Annotated in this window: 18 protein-coding genes and 1 pseudogene; 7 read left to right on the forward strand and 12 right to left on the reverse strand. The window is 48.3% G+C overall.

The genetic code is table 11. The annotated features are described in order from the left end of the window. Positions 1–37 precede the first annotated feature (37 nt). Complete coding sequence (locus tag A31E_RS15155) at positions 38–1372, forward strand: MFS transporter (protein ID WP_000255059.1); 1335 nt, start codon at positions 38–40, stop codon at positions 1370–1372. Between the two features lie 126 nt (positions 1373–1498). Then, complete coding sequence (locus A31E_RS15150; protein ID WP_000527834.1) at positions 1499–2959, forward strand: mannitol dehydrogenase family protein; 1461 nt, start codon at positions 1499–1501, stop codon at positions 2957–2959. A 35-nt stretch (positions 2960–2994) separates the two neighbouring features. On the opposite strand, the gene ydfZ is transcribed toward A31E_RS15150, so the two are convergent. From ydfZ to ydfG, 3 genes are all read right to left on the reverse strand, one after another. After that, a complete protein-coding gene (gene ydfZ, locus A31E_RS15145; protein ID WP_000214710.1) occupies positions 2995–3198 on the reverse strand; it encodes a putative selenium delivery protein YdfZ in 204 nt (67 codons plus the stop codon). Between the two features lie 174 nt (positions 3199–3372). After that, positions 3373–4059 carry a GntR family transcriptional regulator gene (locus tag A31E_RS15140; protein ID WP_000215557.1) on the reverse strand — a complete coding sequence of 229 codons (687 nt, stop codon included), beginning with the start codon at positions 4057–4059 and terminating at the stop codon, positions 3373–3375. Positions 4060–4147: 88 nt separating this feature from the next. Beyond that, positions 4148–4894 (reverse strand): bifunctional NADP-dependent 3-hydroxy acid dehydrogenase/3-hydroxypropionate dehydrogenase YdfG, encoded by a 747-nt coding sequence (gene ydfG / locus A31E_RS15135; RefSeq protein WP_000636576.1) that lies wholly within the window; start codon positions 4892–4894, stop codon positions 4148–4150. A gap of 129 nt (positions 4895–5023) precedes the next feature. Here ydfG and dcp point away from each other — a divergent pair, with 129 nt between their 5' ends. Together dcp and dgcZ are read left to right on the forward strand one after the other, a co-directional pair. Continuing rightward, the gene (dcp, locus tag A31E_RS15130; RefSeq protein WP_000210381.1) at positions 5024–7069 is read left to right on the forward strand and encodes a peptidyl-dipeptidase Dcp; all 2046 of its coding nucleotides are present in this window, start codon (positions 5024–5026) and stop codon (positions 7067–7069) included. A 377-nt stretch (positions 7070–7446) separates the two neighbouring features. After that, entirely contained in the window at positions 7447–8337 is an 891-nt protein-coding gene (gene dgcZ, locus A31E_RS15125; RefSeq protein WP_000592792.1) for a diguanylate cyclase DgcZ, read from the forward strand. Positions 8338–8451: 114 nt separating this feature from the next. Here dgcZ and mgtT read toward each other — a convergent pair whose 3' ends face one another. The 4 genes and pseudogenes from mgtT to ydeE form a co-directional block, all read right to left on the reverse strand. Beyond that, complete coding sequence (gene mgtT, locus A31E_RS26210) at positions 8452–8556, reverse strand: protein MgtT (protein ID WP_214678605.1); 105 nt, start codon at positions 8554–8556, stop codon at positions 8452–8454. Then, complete coding sequence (gene mgtS / locus A31E_RS15120; protein ID WP_000901364.1) at positions 8556–8651, reverse strand: protein MgtS; 96 nt, start codon at positions 8649–8651, stop codon at positions 8556–8558. The genes mgtT and mgtS overlap by 1 nt, the downstream gene beginning before the upstream one ends. A 107-nt stretch (positions 8652–8758) precedes the next feature. Beyond that, positions 8759–8941, reverse strand: a pseudogene (locus tag A31E_RS26750) (helix-turn-helix domain-containing protein); the annotation flags it as partial. A 41-nt stretch (positions 8942–8982) separates the two neighbouring features. Continuing rightward, complete coding sequence (ydeE, locus tag A31E_RS15115; protein WP_001054142.1) at positions 8983–10170, reverse strand: efflux MFS transporter YdeE; 1188 nt, start codon at positions 10168–10170, stop codon at positions 8983–8985. A 194-nt stretch (positions 10171–10364) separates the two neighbouring features. On the opposite strand from ydeE, the gene eamA reads away from it, so the two are divergent. Then, complete coding sequence (gene eamA, locus A31E_RS15110) at positions 10365–11264, forward strand: O-acetylserine/cysteine exporter (RefSeq protein ID WP_000087186.1); 900 nt, start codon at positions 10365–10367, stop codon at positions 11262–11264. Between the two features lie 30 nt (positions 11265–11294). Here the strand turns inward: eamA and marB are convergent, their stop codons facing one another. The 3 genes from marB to marR are packed head-to-tail and all read right to left on the reverse strand — an operon-like array spanning position 11295 to position 12383. Next, positions 11295–11513 (reverse strand): multiple antibiotic resistance protein MarB, encoded by a 219-nt coding sequence (gene marB / locus A31E_RS15105; protein WP_000803534.1) that lies wholly within the window; start codon positions 11511–11513, stop codon positions 11295–11297. Between the two features lie 31 nt (positions 11514–11544). Further along, the gene (gene marA, locus A31E_RS15100; RefSeq protein WP_000091195.1) at positions 11545–11928 is read right to left on the reverse strand and encodes an MDR efflux pump AcrAB transcriptional activator MarA; all 384 of its coding nucleotides are present in this window, start codon (positions 11926–11928) and stop codon (positions 11545–11547) included. Positions 11929–11948: 20 nt separating this feature from the next. Beyond that, positions 11949–12383: a multiple antibiotic resistance transcriptional regulator MarR gene (gene marR / locus A31E_RS15095; RefSeq protein ID WP_000843428.1), complete on the reverse strand. Its 435-nt coding sequence runs from the start codon at positions 12381–12383 to the stop codon at positions 11949–11951. Between the two features lie 211 nt (positions 12384–12594). Here marR and marC point away from each other — a divergent pair, with 211 nt between their 5' ends. Next, a complete protein-coding gene (gene marC / locus A31E_RS15090) occupies positions 12595–13260 on the forward strand; it encodes an NAAT family transporter MarC (RefSeq protein WP_000885037.1) in 666 nt (221 codons plus the stop codon). Positions 13261–13419: 159 nt separating this feature from the next. Here the strand turns inward: marC and ydeA are convergent, their stop codons facing one another. Both ydeA and ptrR read right to left on the reverse strand, forming a co-directional pair. Continuing rightward, positions 13420–14610 (reverse strand): L-arabinose MFS transporter, encoded by a 1191-nt coding sequence (ydeA, locus tag A31E_RS15085; protein WP_000210461.1) that lies wholly within the window; start codon positions 14608–14610, stop codon positions 13420–13422. A 169-nt stretch (positions 14611–14779) separates the two neighbouring features. Next, on the reverse strand, positions 14780–15640 hold the full coding sequence (gene ptrR / locus A31E_RS15080) for a putrescine utilization regulator PtrR (protein ID WP_016248687.1): 861 nt from the start codon (positions 15638–15640) through the stop codon (positions 14780–14782). A 100-nt stretch (positions 15641–15740) separates the two neighbouring features. Here ptrR and sad point away from each other — a divergent pair, with 100 nt between their 5' ends. Further along, positions 15741–17129: a succinate-semialdehyde dehydrogenase gene (gene sad / locus A31E_RS15075; protein ID WP_001516363.1), complete on the forward strand. Its 1389-nt coding sequence runs from the start codon at positions 15741–15743 to the stop codon at positions 17127–17129. Positions 17130–17155: the final 26 nt, after the last annotated feature.

Raw genomic sequence — 17155 nt, forward strand, 5'->3', positions numbered from 1 at the left:
TGTTGATTATTCCTCAATCCTACAAAGGTATATTTTTATGGTTAGTTCCGTCGATATAAAAAATGAAATCAAAAATACACCTGTCGTTCGACGTGTTGCGTCGGCTTCAGCGATTGGTACTGCTGCTGAATACTACGATTTTTTTGCTTATGGCACAGCGGCAGTATTATTTTTCGGTCATTTATTTTTCCCCAGTGATGATCCTTTAATTAGTACACTGGCCGCGTTTGCCACATATGCTGTTGGCTTTCTTGCTCGACCTCTGGGAGGGATTGTATTTGGGCATATAGGTGATAAAGTCGGAAGAAAAAAAGCATTGGTTATTACGATCTTAATTGTTGGATTGGGCACTTTTTGCATTGGGTTACTACCAACCTATGAAGAGATCGGTATATGGGCTCCGGCATTATTAATATTTATACGAGTCTTACAAGGTTTTGGGGTTGGAGGCGAACAGGCTGGTGCTGTATTGATGACTGCTGAATATGCTGAGCCCAAACGACGTGGTTTTTTTGCCAGTTGGGTTCAGATTGGTGCTCCAGTAGGCTTTTTACTTCCGATGGCATTATTCGCAATACTCAATGCGACGTTAACTCCAGAAGCGATGATGGACTATGGTTGGCGTATTCCATTTTTATTGAGCCTGTTACTTGTAATCGTAGGATTATTTATTCGTTTAAAAATTGATGAGTCTCCTGTATTTGCTCAAATTAGGGAAACAAAAGCAGAGGAGTCTCGCCCTCTAATTGAAGTTATACGTGATTATCCAGGCATTGTAGCAAAAGGCGTTTGCGCAAAACTGATTGAAGCCTGTACATTCGCGATGTTTACTGTAATTGTATTGGCTTACGGGAAAGCTAACAATCTGGATGCTAATATTTTAATGGAGACGATGATTGTCGCCGTCATTATAGAAGTGTTCGCAATTCCTTTAATGGGGGCGCTTTGTGACAAGATTGGTCGTAAACCTGTTTATATTATGGGCGCTTTATTACAAGTTATCATGATTATTCCTTTTTTCCTGGCTATCAATCAAGATAACTTCTGGCTAACACAGTTGGTAATGATAATTGTCATTAGTTTTGGTCATAGCATGTGTTATGCACCGCAGGCATCTTTTTTCCCTGAGTTATTCCCAACCCATATTCGGTGCAGTGGTATTGCTCTAATTTGGCAATTAGGCTCATTAATAGGTAGCGGAGTATTGGGGTTGGTTGCAGTAAAAATCCTTCAGGTTACCGGTGGTCATTATTATGGCATGGCTATTTATGTGATTGTTCTTGGTGTTATTTCTATTGGTGGTTTGATTCTGATGCCAGAAACTGCGCCACGAAAATTAAAATCAGAATATCAGGAGTGGGCAAAGCATTAATATAAATTATTCAAGGTGACAAGTGTCACCTTGATTTTTATGAGGCATGTAAGCGTTTTATTGTTAAATGTGTAAAGCAGAATTACATATAGTCAAGAATATTATTGACAATTAGGATATGGGATCATGGGAAATAATTTGTTATCAGCGAAGGCTACGCTTCCTGTCTATGAGCGTAATAATTTGATACCTCGAATTGTTCATTTAGGTTTTGGCGCATTTCATCGCGCGCATCAAGGCGTGTATGCCGATATTCTTGCCGCTGAACATTTCAGTGACTGGGGATATTATGAGGTCAACTTAATCGGCGGGGAACAGCAAATCGTCGATCTAAAGCAACAAGATAATCTCTATACCGTTGCGGAGATGTCCGCAGATGCCTGGACTGCTCGTGTCATTGGCGTAGTGAAAAAAGCGCTGCATGTGCAAATCGACGGTTTGGAAGCGGTACTGGCTGCCATGTGTGAACCGCAAATTGCTATTGTCTCCCTGACAATTACGGAGAAAGGTTATTTCCACTCACCGGCGAGCGGCCAGTTAATGTTGGATCACCCAATGATCGTCGCTGATCTGAACAATCCTCACCAGCCCAAAACGGCACCAGGGGTTATCGTCGAGGCGTTGGCACGACGTAAAGCGGCAGGGTTACAGGCATTTACGGTGATGTCGTGCGATAACATGCCTGAGAATGGTCATGTTATGCGTGACGTTGTCACTTCTTATGCGCGTGCTGTCGACGAAAAACTGGCGCAATGGATTGTAGAAAACGTGACTTTCCCATCGACAATGGTGGATCGCATTGTACCCGCGGTCACGGCAGAAACACTGGATAAAATCGAACAACTCGCCGGTGTGCGTGATCCGGCAGGTGTTGCCTGTGAACCTTTCCGCCAGTGGGTGATTGAAGATAACTTTGTTGCCGGACGCCCGGAATGGGAAAAAGCGGGAGCCGAACTGGTTAGTGATGTACTGCCATATGAAGAGATGAAACTGCGTATGCTCAACGGCAGCCATTCCTTCCTGGCTTATCTGGGATATCTGGCGGGTTATCAGCATATTAATGATTGTATGGAAGATGATAATTATCGCCGTGCAGCGCTTACATTAATGTTGCAGGAACAGGCACCGACGCTGAAAGTGCAGGGGGTGGATCTGCAAGATTATGCTAACCGATTGATTGAGCGCTACAGTAACCCTGCTTTACGCCATCGGACCTGGCAGATTGCGATGGATGGTAGTCAGAAACTGCCGCAACGTATGCTGGATTCTGTGCGCTGGCATTTGGCGCATGGCAGTTCATTTAATCTCCTGGCGCTTGGTGTCGCGGGTTGGATGCGTTATGTCGGCGGTGTAGATGAGCTGGGTAATCCAATTGAGATCAGCGACCCGTTATTGTCTGTGATCCAGCAGACCGTACAAAATAGTGAGGAAGGGAAAGAACGCGTGCGGGCATTGATAGCGATTGAGGCGATCTTTGGTAACGATTTGCCGAACAATGCTTTATTCACAGATAAAGTAACAGAGGCGTATTTGTCTTTATTGACTGAAGGCGCGAAAGCAACCGTGGCAAAATATACCGTGGCATAAAAACAGCAATGCCGCCATCGGCGGCATTCACACGCTTAGTTCATGCCGAGACGAATCAGGTCCAGAGGCGCGAGTTTTTCATCACAACCTTCAACAACCACGGTTTTTCCGCGGCGGATTTGCTCTGCGGTCAGACCTTCAGTATCAATCGACAGGATCTTGCCAGTGTGACCGGTGCCGCTAACCATAACACGGCTGCCAGTGGTGATTGCGTTACGGTTACGATCGTAGGTCGTCATAGGTGTTTTCTCCTTTCTGATTTACAGTCGAAGCCCACGTAACGGGCGCAATATAAATACTCCTGTCGAGTGAATATTTTTTTGTTTATGATCAAGTTCACATCTTTTTTGATGCTTGCATGAACCAGAAGAAGGGAATGGAGTCTCATCCCGGGTGGGATGAGAGGACATGAATTACTCTTCGCTAAACCAGTCGCTGTTTTCCTGGCGGATTTGCTGCACGGATTCACTTATTTCCTGCAAATGCAGTGTCATTGCTTTTTCTACCGCAGTGACATCATGCTTTTGTAGCGCAGTAAAAATATCCATGTGTTGGCGTAGCAACATATCTGGTGGCGAGACGTGGTCAAAACTCATATAGCGTACCCGGTCAATGGTCGCTTTCAGGTTTTCAATGGTGTCCCACGCGAGCTGACAGTCGGCAATCTGCGTCAGGATTTGGTGGAAGTTATCATCAAGTTCAAAAAAATCATCCAGTTGTTTGCGTTCAATGGCTATACGTTGCTGGTGGAGATTTTGCTCAAGCAGGTAGCACTGGCTATCGGTAATCATGGTCGCCGCTCTGCGGACTACGGCGCACTCAATGGCCTGGCGGATAAAACTACCGTTGCGTACCTGAGTCATGGAGATTTTATTGACGTAGCTGCCACGTTGCGGGCGAATTTGAATCAGGCCATTTTCCGCCAGCTTAATGAAGGCTTCACGAACTGGCTGGCGCGACACATTGAAACGAACAGAAACTTCTTTTTCCGATAACGGCGTACCCGGTGCAATCAGACAATGCACAATGTCGCGACGGAGAATACGATAAATCTGTTGATTGACTGGTTGCGTGGGATTGAGTTGTGTTTCGACGGTCATTCGTTCTTGCTTTTGAGTGGGTTAACTGAGCAAGTCTACCACTTTTTTGTGACAAACAATAACCCGGCGGTTAGGCCGGGTATAAAAATTAATGGCGATGGATATTCAGTCCGGCATAGCTCTGGGTAACTGGCATCATTTCCAGAGTATTGATGTTAACGTGAGCCGGGAGAGTCGCCACCCACCAGACGGCTTCACAGACATCTTCTGGCGTCAGCGCAACGGTGTTTTGATAGGTTTTTTCCGCTTTACCGTCATCGCCTTTAAAGCGGACATTGGAAAATTCAGTACCGCCGACCAGACCTGGCTCGATGTCAGTGACACGAACCGCAGTGCCATGCAGGTCAGTACGCAGATTCAGGCTGAATTGACGAACGAATGCTTTTGTTGCGCCATAAACGTTGCCACCAGCATATGGCCAGCTACCTGCCGTTGAACCAATGTTAATAATATGACCTCGATTACGCTCAACCATGCCAGGCAGCACGGCACGCGTCATATACACCAGGCCTTTATTGTTGGTATCAATCATTGTTTCCCAGTCTTCGACACTGGCTTTATGTGCAGGTTCCATACCCAGCGCCAGCCCGGCGTTATTCACCAGAATATCAATGTCACGCCAATCGGCAGGAAGCGATTCCATCATCTCTTCAATAGCGGCGCGATTACGAACATCGAGCTGGGCGATATAAAGGTTATCGCCCAGCTCGTCTTTTAACTCCTGCAACCGCTCCTGGCGTCGACCCGTAGCGATAACTTTATGGCCTTGTTGAATAAAACGACGAGTAATGCATTCACCAAAACCTGCCGTTGCTCCAGTTACTAAAACGATCATCTCACTGTTCCTCAACGCTTTTGTGTGTCCCTTAACATAGCACGTGATGCTTAAGAGCAGGTAATACTGGTTTGCACTCCGTTACCAGTCAGCCTACGCTATGGGACACCTCGCGTTCAGGAGAAGAAAATGACAACAATGAACCCTTTCCTTGTGCAAAGCACACTGCCGTATCTGGCTCCCCGTTTTGATCAAATTGCAGATCATCACTATCGTCCGGCTTTCGACGAGGGGATGCGGCAAAAGCGGGCTGAGATTACCGCTATCGCGATCAACCCGCAGACACCTGATTTCACTAACACGATTTTGGCGCTGGAACAGAGCGGTGAATTGCTTACCCGCGTCACCAGCGTCTTTTTTGCCATGACAGCGGCGCATACCAACGATGAGTTACAGCGTCTTGATGAACAGTTTTCCGCCGAACTGGCGGAACTGGCTAATGATATCTATCTGAACGGCGAATTATTCGCGCGGGTGGATGCAGTCTGGCAGCGCCGCGGATCCCTGGGGCTTGATAGTGAATCCATTAGACTGGTTGACGTTATTCATCAGCGTTTTGTCCTTGCCGGAGCCCAACTTGAAGATGCGGATAAAGCAAAATTAAAAGTGCTGAACACCGAAGCCGCGACGCTGACCAGTCAGTTTAACCAGCGGTTATTAGCTGCGAACAAATCCGGTGGAGTGGTGGTTGACGATATTCAGCAACTGGCAGGCATGAGTGAGCAAGAGATTGCCCTGGCGGCCGGGGCGGCTCGCGAGAAAGGTCTGGATAACAAATGGCTTATCCCGCTGCTGAACACTACGCAACAACCGGCGCTTGCGGAACTCCGCGATCGTTCCACACGTGAAAAACTGTTCACTGCAGCCTGGACGCGTGCGGAAAAAAACGATGCCAACGATACCCGCGCTATCATTCAACGGCTGGTGGAGATCCGCGCGCAACAGGCAACATTACTTGGCTTCCCTCATTATGCCGCATGGAAAATAGCCGACCAGATGGCAAAAACGCCAGAAGCGGCACTCAACTTTATGCGGGAAATTGTTCCGGCGGCGCGTCAGCGTGCGAGCGATGAATTAGCGTCTATTCAGGCGGTTATCGGAAAACAGCAAGACGGTTTTAGCGCACAGCCGTGGGACTGGGCGTTTTACGCCGAACAGGTACGTCGTGAGAAATTCGATCTTGATGAGGCGCAACTCAAACCTTATTTTGAATTAAACACGGTACTGAATGAAGGGGTATTCTGGACCGCCAATCAGCTTTTCGGCATTAAGTTTGTCGAACGGTTTGATATACCGGTATATCACCCGGATGTGCGGGTCTGGGAAATCTTTGATCATAACGGTGTTGGACTGGCGCTATTTTACGGTGACTTCTTCGCCCGTGATTCAAAAAGTGGCGGCGCGTGGATGGGTAATTTTGTCGAGCAATCTACGCTCAATGAAACGCGCCCGGTAATTTATAACGTTTGCAATTATCAAAAACCCGCCGCTGGTGAGCCTGCCTTGTTGCTGTGGGATGACGTTATTACCTTATTCCATGAGTTTGGACATACATTGCATGGTCTGTTTGCCTGCCAGCGTTATGCCACGCTTTCCGGCACCAATACGCCGCGTGATTTTGTTGAATTTCCGTCGCAAATCAACGAACACTGGGCAACGCATCCGCAGGTGTTCGCCCGCTATGCCCGACATTATCAAACCAGAGAAGCCATGCCGGAAACTCTGCAACAGAAAATGCGCAATGCCAGCCTGTTCAATAAAGGCTATGAGATGAGCGAACTGCTTAGTGCTGCGCTTCTCGATATGCGTTGGCACTGTTTGCAAGAGAATGAGGCGATGCAGGATGTGGACGATTTCGAACAGCGGGCGCTGGTGGCGGAAAATATGGATCTTCCTGCTGTACCGCCACGTTATCGCAGCAGTTATTTCGCCCACATTTTTGGCGGAGGATATGCGGCGGGTTACTACGCGTATCTGTGGACGCAAATGCTGGCAGACGATGGTTATCAGTGGTTTGTTGAGCAGGGCGGATTAACGCGTGAAAATGGGCAATATTTTCGCGAGGCAATCCTCTCCAAAGGCAACAGCGAAGATTTAGAACGTCTGTATCGTCAATGGCGCGGTAAGGCACCACAGATTGCACCAATGTTGCAACATCGCGGGCTGGATGTTTAACTCTCCCATATTGCCCCGGACTGATTCCTGCCCGGGGCAATATATACTATGTTATTCATTTCTGTTTTTAGTTTCCCACTGCTATGCCTGGAATTGTTATTCGGTATCTCCGTACATTTGTAGAATTATAATACTGCCAGATGCTCTAATCCATCTGGCCATTGTTTTCCCCCCTTCGGCATAATCAGTATTATATCTTCTGGCTTAAATTGAACCTGTTTTGCCAGATTTAATTATTTTTTTCTGCGTATTTTGTTTTAAATCACGCGGTTATGTTTTTATCCATTAGTAAATATTTTTCTATGGAATTGTTGACATAAGTTTTCTTTTCTCCCGTTACAATAGAACGCACAAGGAACTGTGAAAAAGGAGTGGCAATGATCAAGAAGACAACGGAAATCGATGCCATCTTGTTAGATCTCAATAAGGCTATTGATGCCCATTACCAGTGGCTGGTGAGTATGTTTCACAGCGTGGTAGCGAAAGATGCCAGTAAGCCAGAAATTACAGATAACCATTCTTATGGGCTGTGCCAGTTTGGTCAGTGGATTGATCATCTGGGGCCACTCGATAACGATGAATTACCTTACGTTCGGCTAATGGATTCTGCGCATCAGCATATGCATATCTGCGGACGGGAGTTAATGCTGGCTATTGTCGAAAATCGCTGGCAGGAAGCGCATTTTGACGCATTTCAGGACGGGTTACTTTCTTTTACCGCGGCATTAACCGATTACAAAATTTACCTTTTAACTATTCGTAGCAATATGGATGTTCTGACTGGCTTACCCGGTCGTCGGGTTCTTGATGAGTCCTTTGATCATCAATTACGCAATGCTGAGCCGTTGAATCTCTATTTAATATTGCTGGATATAGACCGATTTAAATTGGTTAATGATACCTACGGGCATTTAATAGGCGATGTGGTATTACGCACGCTGGCAACTTACTTAGCTACCTGGACGCGTGATTACGAAACGGTTTATCGCTATGGCGGCGAAGAATTTATCATCATCGTCAAAGCTGCTAATGATGAAGAGGCATGCCGTGCCGGAGTTCGTATTTGCCAGTTAGTCGATAACCACGCAATTGCACATTCTGACGGGCATATCAACATAACCGTGACCGCTGGAGTCAGCCGGGCATTTCCTGAAGAGTCGCTGGATGCGGTAATCGGAAGAGCAGACAGAGCAATGTATGAAGGTAAGCAGACCGGAAGAAACCGCTGCATGTTTATTGATGAACAGAGCGTGATTACTCGAGTTTAAACATCGTTTAACATTCATTGAGAAACGTGATGCTACTGTGTCAGCGATCCGCTACCAGTGCAGGAAAATGCCTGTTAGCGTAAAAGCAAAACACAAATCAATCCATGCAAGCATTCACCGCCGGTTTACTGGCGGTTTTTTTTCGCCGTCAGAAAAATCAGGCCCCTTGTACACAACTGTAACAAGGGGCCGGTTAGGTGAGGGATTATCTCCGTTCATTAGTCATCCCATTTGTGGCTGAAATACGCGGCCAGAAAACCAGAAAATAAAATTATTCCCAGTACGGCGATAAAAACATTCATATTACCCAGCATTATTTGCCTCCGTTTATGGTGTGGTGTATTTCCTCGCTTACCTTAATTTTCATCTCAATGAGGAAGATATTAGCAGAGGTAACCTAAACGAAGGCTGAATTAGGTGGTTAATGTGATGGTGGTCGGTTGTTTTTCCGATATTGTGAAGGGGATAATAAAAAACGCTGGTGAAAATGATGACGCAGTAACGCTGAATTACCAAACCCCGTCAGCTCGGCAATTTTATCGATGTTAAAAGCCGAATTTTGCAGATAATCCTGTACGCGTATTAATCGCCGTTGTCGCAGGAAAATAATCCGCAGCGCCGTACCACACTGGCACGGCTCGTCCGTCAACAAAGCACCGGCTGCCCCCACGTTCTGGTGCGAATACCTTTTAACATCAGCATCCACGCCGCAATGATCACCAACGCTAAGATGACAAACAGCGAGGAAGGCGGCATGGTAGTGAGCACGATACCACTCACCAGTGGATTTATCGCTGCGCCAAGCCAGCCTAATGACTGGGCGGAAAAATAACTGGCTTTCATCCCCGGCGGCGCAATATGGTCAATCAACATGTACTCACCAGGGGCATAAATGATCTCACCGAGGGTAAATACCGCGGCTGAAATTCCCCAAAGTAGCAGGCTGTTGCCGGAAAAGATAAACCCGATCAGACCGACGACAAAACAGAGGGTGCCCACCGTCATTAATGCGCGAATGTTGGTCGGATTAATGCGACGACCCACGGAATATTGCAACGTAACCACCATCGCAGCATTAACCGGAAGAACAACCGCGACCACCTTTTCGGCAAAATCGCCATCAGCAATCACCATCACATATTGTGAAATGCACGAGGCAAAAGCACCGCTCACGAAAGAAGCAAGAAAGGCAGAGCAGGTGAACCACAGCAGAGCTTTATCCTGTAACAAAACTTTTGGCGACCAGACGCTACCCGCCTCTGTGGCGATGATTTTCTCGCTGCGCTTTACCCAAATTTGAATGAAAAGCATGGGGAACGCGGAACAGATGGCGGCCAGCCAAAAGGGCAGATTGATGCTTTGCATCACCAATAGCGTGCCGAGCGGTGGGCCGATGGTCCAGCCAATGTTGAGCATGGTGTAGTTGATCGAGAAGATCTTCGTTTTGCTGGTGGATGAAAGATTATCGGCAAACCAGGCTTTCAACACGGTAGCAAAAACGGAATAGGCGCAGTTGATGAGAGCAAAGAACAGCACCACCAGCGTTACGCTGTCCACCAGGGGAATGGCGATAAAACCGCTGGCGAAGGCGGTAATTGCCAGTAACATATAACGTTTCTTGTCGAACTTATCCGCCAGAATGCCAAATCCAAGGCTAAAAACCACGCCGATGGTTAGTGCAATTGTCATCGCATAACCGATCAGATCGACTCCCAGACCGTACTGGCGACTCAAATAAATGGTCATAAACGGTAGCGTGGCGCCCCGTCCGATGGTTAATAACAACGATGAGGCGAGAAGGGCGCAGGTAGAGCGTCTCAGGGATAAGTTCATTTGGCTGTCCGGCGGTGCGTTTTGTTATGTTTTGTTTTCGAGATGTAAAGAAATAGCATGGCAAAAATCCGAAGTATAGCGACTTATTTGCCATTAATGCCGTCGGAAACGATGGCTAACGAATCAACTGTTAAAGAAAAGTAAATTCAGCTAAGTTGATTGTTTACAAAAGATGAAAATTCAGAGGCGGTAGAATGTCGCGAAAAGATGGGTTATTGGCGCTACTGGTTGTGGTGGTGTGGGGGCTTAATTTTGTGGTCATCAAAGTGGGACTTCACAACATGCCACCGCTGATGCTGGCCGGTATGCGCTTTATGCTGGTCGCTTTCCCGGCTATCTTTTTTGTCGCACGGCCGAAAGTACCGCTGAATTTACTGCTGGGGTATGGTTTAACCATCAGTTTTGCGCAGTTTGCCTTTCTCTTCTGCGCCATTAACTTCGGTATGCCGGCTGGACTGGCCTCGCTGGTATTACAGGCTCAGGCGTTTTTTACTATCGTGCTTGGCGCGTTTACTTTCGGTGAGCGACTGCATGGCAAACAACTGGCGGGGATCGCCTTAGCGATTTTTGGTGTACTGGTGTTAATCGAAGATAGCCTGAACGGTCAGCATGTAGCGATGCTCGGCTTTATGTTGACCCTGGCGGCAGCATTTAGCTGGGCGTGTGGCAACATCTTCAATAAAAAGATCATGTCGCATTCATCGCGTCCGGCGGTGATGTCGCTGGTGATATGGAGTGCATTAATTCCCATTATTCCGTTCTTTGTCGCTTCACTCATTCTCGATGGTTCTGCAACCATGATTCACAGCCTGGTCACTATCGACATGATCACCATTTTGTCTCTGATGTATCTGGCGTTTGTGGCGACAATTGTCGGTTATGGGATCTGGGGGACGCTGCTGGGTCGCTATGAAACCTGGCGTGTTGCACCGTTATCGTTACTGGTGCCGGTAGTTGGTCTGGCAAGTGCGGCATTATTGCTGGATGAACGATTAACGGGTCTGCAATTTTTCGGTGCGGTGCTGATAATGGGTGGGCTGTATATCAATGTGTTTGGTTTGCGCTGGCGTAAAGCGGTGAAGGTGAGAGGCTAATAAGCCCCGATATCCCGGGGCCAGAATTAATTACATGGTGTGTTGATTATAATAAGGCACGCCCAGCGCATCCGACTTATCACTGCCTGTCCCCATGTGATTTAAATCGAAAGGGGGTTGTTCCTGCGATGGAGGAACAATCACTTCATCGCCGCAGGGAGTAACGACCGGCTGCGTAGTTTGTTCCGCAAATCCCTGCGCGGAAAAGAGAATAAGCGCGGTTGCTATTGCGGATAAAAGTGGTTTCATGATTGCCTCAAGTGACGTTGTCACGTTTTAACTAACTATTGTAATGATTCAATGGATGTAAAAAGCGCGATTCGCCCTGTATATTCGCCATCCGATATTTATGCGGCGGAACATCAAAATAGTTTTTGAAGGTGCGGGTCAGGGTTTGCTGGGACTCGAAACCATAACGTTCTGCCAGATAGAGTATTGGCTCGTTACTTTCTTTCAGCTTTTGCGCGATTTCCGTCATTTTACGGCTGCGGATGTATTGACCTAATGAATGGCCAGTTTCTTTTTTAAACATCCGTTGCAGGTGCCATTTGGAGTAACCTGAACGCTCTGACACTTTTTCCAGTGACAGTGGTGATTCCAGGTTGTCCTCGATCCAGTCCAAAATGCTATGAATAGTAATAGCGTCAGTATTGCGTCTGGACATCGTCATACCTCTTTTTTTGTTTACGGCAGGACTTTCTTAAGCAAATGCTCAAGCGTTGCCACTTCGTCCGCCGTCAGGTTTTTTGTTAATTCTTGATGCAGGTCCTGGCCAACTAATTGATGGCATTGTTCACATATTGCCGCGCCGCTGGCGGTGAGCTTTACCAGCACGCCGCGCTTGTCATTCGGGTTAGGCAACCGTTCCACCCAACCTTTACAGACCAGGCGATCCAGCATACGGGTCAGTGCTCCCAGGTCGACCGACAACACTTTTTTCAGCTCGACCGGTGTAATGCACGCTGCGCAGCGGATAGAGCAGAGCACCTTAAACTGTGCCGCAGTGATATCCAGCGGTGACAGATAATCGTTAAGCAGACGGTCTTTCTTCTGATTAACCATATAGATTAAGCGACCCAATGGGATGATTTCATTGAACAGGTCGCTGGTACTTTTCACATTAGTTGCCCTGGCAAGTAATTAGTTGCGGGGGATAATATTGCCCAGGCAAGTATAAGTCAAATGAATGGGTTGGCAGATGCCACGTTTTGCTAAATCGGTTCAAGTTTTGGTCAGCGCAATGCAAGGAAAGTTAAAGAGTGAAACTTTCTCCTTGTTTACCCTTTATACTTTTCGCTGATAACTAAGAGACACAGGATAACAATCACCAATGTTAGATTTGTTTAAAGCGATTGGTCTGGGGCTGGTGGTGTTACTGCCGTTAGCTAACCCGCTTACTACCGTAGCGTTGTTTCTCGGTCTGGCGGGCAACATGAACAGTGCTGAACGTAATCGCCAGTCGTTGATGGCCTCAGTGTATGTATTTGCCATCATGATGGTGGCGTATTACGCCGGGCAACTGGTGATGGATACCTTCGGCATTTCGATTCCCGGTCTGCGGATTGCAGGCGGACTAATCGTTGCGTTTATCGGTTTTCGTATGCTCTTTCCACAGCAAAAGGCAACGGACTCTCCGGAGGCAAAAAGTAAATCGGAAGAACTGGAAGATGAACCCAGCACCAATATTGCTTTTGTGCCGCTGGCAATGCCAAGTACCGCCGGGCCGGGAACCATTGCGATGATCATTAGCTCGGCGTCCACTGTGCGTCAGAGCTCAACTTTCGCGGACTGGGTACTGATGGTTGCGCCGCCGCTGATCTTTTTCCTGGTGGCGGTCATTTTATGGGGAAGTCTGCGTAGCTCTGGTGCCATTATGCGGCTGGTGGGCAAGGGAGGAATTGAAGCGATCTCCCGCCTGATGGGGTTCTTACTGGTTTGTATGGGTGTGCAGTTTATTATTAACGGCATCCTGGAAATTATTAAAACTTACCATTAAAAAAGGCCCGAATGGGCCTTTGAGACTGATAACAAAAGCAAAATTGCCTGATGCGCTACGCTTATCAGGCCTGATCTCTGCAATGTATTGAATTTGCGTGGTTTTGTAGGCCGGATAAGGCGTTCCCGCCGAATCCGGCACCGCGTTCGGGCCTTCCAATTATCGTGTCTGTTCTTCGAGTGCCACAGGCCAGCGGCGGAATATTATGATCGACCATATCAATGCGGCGAGTGCCGGAACTGCGCCCACATAACCAATCATCGACATTGACCAGTGCAGACTGACCTGATTACCCACCAGCGCCCCGGCACCAATGCCAATATTAAATATCCCGGAGAATAGCGCCATCGCAACGTCGGTGGCATCCGGTGCCAGCGCCAGCACTTTAACCTGCATCCCAAGCCCGATGATCATCATCGCGATCCCCCAGAAAATGCTCAGTACGCCGAGGTGTATCTCGCTACTTGCCGAAGGTAACAGTAACGCCAGGCACACCAGCAACAGCGCAATCGCAGCACTGACCAGAATAGATGCATACTGGTTACCAAGCTTACCGAAAATCAGGCTACCAATAATGCCCGCGCCACCGAGCATCAACAGCAATGCCGTGGCAAAGTTGGCGCTGAATCCCGCAACGTTTTGCACAAAAGGTTCGATATAGCTGTATGCCGTGTAATGGGCGGTAACGACCACCACAGTCAGCAAATAAATGCTTATCAATGCCGGGCGGCGGAACAGTTGCGGAAGGCTTTTTAATGAGCCGGAATGTTCGCTGGGCAGTAATGGCAGTAGCTTGATGAGGCACAGAAGGGTAAGAAGCGCCCCGATACCGATCGCGAGGAATGTCGTTCGCCAGCCGAAATATTGCCCCACAATGCGCCCGATAGGTAAACCTAATACCATTGCCAGTGCTGTGCCGGTGGCAATTAAACTCAATGCCTGCGCTCGCTTTCCGGCGGGTGCCATACGGATCGCCAGTGACGCCGTAATCGACCAGAAAATAGCATGAGCGAAAGCTACGCCAATACGGCTGATCACCAGAACAGTAAAACTCCACGATAAAAACGACAGGATGTGGCTGGCGATAAACACCACAAACAGGCAGATCAGCAGCTTGCGGCGTTCGACCTGACTGGTCATTAGCATAAAAGGCAGTGACATTAGCGCCACTACCCACGCATAAATGGTCAACATGATACCGACTTGTGCGGTTTGCATATGGAAGCTTTGCGCAATGTCAGAAAGCAGACCAACAGGAACAAATTCAGTGGTATTGAAGATAAAGGCGGCGACTGCCAGCGTAACTACCCGTAGCCACGCCACTTTGCGGGAAACAATATTCGTTGTCATAACAGATTATCGGGTGAGTTGCGAAAAGGTAATGAAATGATCTTAAAACGGTTAATGATCTGAATACAATGACTTTGTGACCTGTGTCGCGTTTTGCCGCTTCATGTTGTGCCAACTACTGCGTGAGTGGCAGGTACAACATACAGAGCAGAAAATTTTTTCATCATGCTTAGTCTGGCACATCCAGCAGCTCAATAAATGCCTCAAGCGGACGTGTTTTCGCACCGCGACGCCAGACCAGCCAGGTTGTTAACCAACGCCATTGCTCACCTAACGGCCAGGCTTCAACCTGATGATGCCCTGGCATACTTTCCAGCATAGAGCGAGGGATAAGCGCAATGCCTGCACCCGCGATAACACAAGCCAGCATGCCGTGATATGACTCCATCTCATGAATAGTCCCCGGCGCTGCGCCGTCAGCATGAAACCAACGCTCAAAATGGCGGCGATACGAGCAATTGGCACGGAAGGCATAAATGTTACAGCCATTAACCTGACTGGCGTGGGTTACTGGCATATGCCCTTGTGGCGTGACGATCATCAACTCCTCGCGGTAAACCGGTATCCCGTCGATGGCAGTATGGCTGATTGGCCCATCGATAAATGCCGCATTCAGTTTCCCCTCCAGTACACCGTCCAGCATGGTGCCGGATGGGCCGGTAGAGAGTGAAAACTGAATTTTAGGGTAGCGACGGTTAAATTCAGCCAGCGTTGCCGGAATACGCACAGCGGCGGTGCTTTCCAGCGACCCGAGAGAAAACAGACCTTGCGGCTCATCGCCAGCTACAACGTTCCGCGCCTCATCCACCAGCGCGAGAATTTGTTGGCTATAGCGTAAAAAATTATGCCCGGCGGGAGAAAGCCGTAACCGCTGATTCTCGCGAATAAACAGTTCAACGCCGAGTTCTGTTTCCAGTTGGCGTATACGGGTCGTGAGATTAGAAGGTACACGATGCACTTTTGCCGCAGCCTGGGTAATGCTGCCTGCCTCAGCAACGGCGTTAAACATCTCCAGTTGGGTTAGATCCATAGTATTCTCAATTCGTGAATAAGTGGCTTAATATTATTCATTTTAAAGTAAGAGTAAATCTGCGTATCTTTTTACCCTGACTCATGAAGGAGATACCCCAATGACCATCACTCCGGCGACCCATGCCATTTCGATAAATCCAGCCAATGGTGAACAACTTTCTTCACTGCCGTGGGCTGGTGCTGACGATATTGAAAACGCTCTTCAGCTTGCGGCGACAGGCTATCGCGACTGGCGCGAGACGAGCATAGATTACCGGGCGAAGAAACTGCGTGATATCGCTAAGGCTCTGCGTACGCGTAGCGAAGAGATGGCGCAAATGATCACCCGTGAAATGGGTAAGCCCATCAAACAGGCGCGTGCCGAAGTGGTGAAATCAGCGAATTTGTGCGACTGGTATGCAGAGCATGGCCCGGCAATGCTGAAAGCTGAACCTACACTGGTTGAGAACCAGCAAGCGGTCATTGAATATCGTCCAATGGGGACAATCCTTGCGGTTATGCCGTGGAACTTCCCGTTATGGCAGGTCATGCGCGGTGCTGTTCCTATCATTCTTGCGGGTAACAGTTACTTACTTAAACATGCGCCGAATGTGTCAGGTTGTGCACAGTTAATTGCCCAGGTATTTCAAGATGCCGGTATCCCACAAGGCGTATATGGTTGGCTGAATGCTGACAACGATGGTGTCAGCCGGATGATTAAAGACCCGCGTATTGCAGCGGTCACGGTGACCGGCAGTGTCCGTGCGGGAGCGGCTATTGGCGCACAGGCCGGCGCAGCGCTAAAAAAATGCGTACTGGAACTGGGTGGTTCGGATCCGTTTATTGTGCTTAACGATGCCGATCTGGAGCTGGCCGTGAAAGCTGCGGTTATCGGACGTTATCAGAATACCGGGCAGGTATGTGCGGCGGCAAAACGCTTTATCATCGAAGAGGGAATTGCTTCGGCATTTACCGAACGTTTCGTAGCGGCTGCAGCGGCGTTAAAAATGGGCGATCCACGTGACGAAGAGAACGATCTCGGCCCGATGGCACGTTTTGATTTGCGTGATGAGCTACATCATCAGGTGGAAAAAACACTGGCACAGGGGGCGCGTTTGTTACTGGGCGGAGAAAAGATGGCAGGGGAAGGTAACTACTATCCGCCAACGGTTCTGGCTAATGTCACCCCCGAAATGACGGCGTTTCGTGAAGAGCTTTTTGGCCCCGTTGCCGCAATCACCATAGCAAAAAATGCGGAACATGCGCTGAAACTGGCTAATGACAGCGAGTTCGGTCTTTCTGCGACGATCTTTACCGCTGACGAAACACGAGCCAGACAGATGGCAGCACGTCTGGAATGCGGTGGCGTGTTTATCAATGGTTTTTGCGCCAGCGATGCGCGAGTCGCCTTTGGTGGTGTGAAGAAGAGTGGTTTTGGTCGTGAGCTTTCCCATTTCGGTTTACATGAGTTCTGTAATATCCAGACGGTGTGGAAAGACCGGATCTGACGTCACATATTTAGCTCTGTTATACT

The sequence above is a fragment of the Escherichia sp. KTE159 genome (assembly GCF_000408805.1).
In the GTDB taxonomy this organism is placed as follows: domain Bacteria; phylum Pseudomonadota; class Gammaproteobacteria; order Enterobacterales; family Enterobacteriaceae; genus Escherichia; species Escherichia marmotae.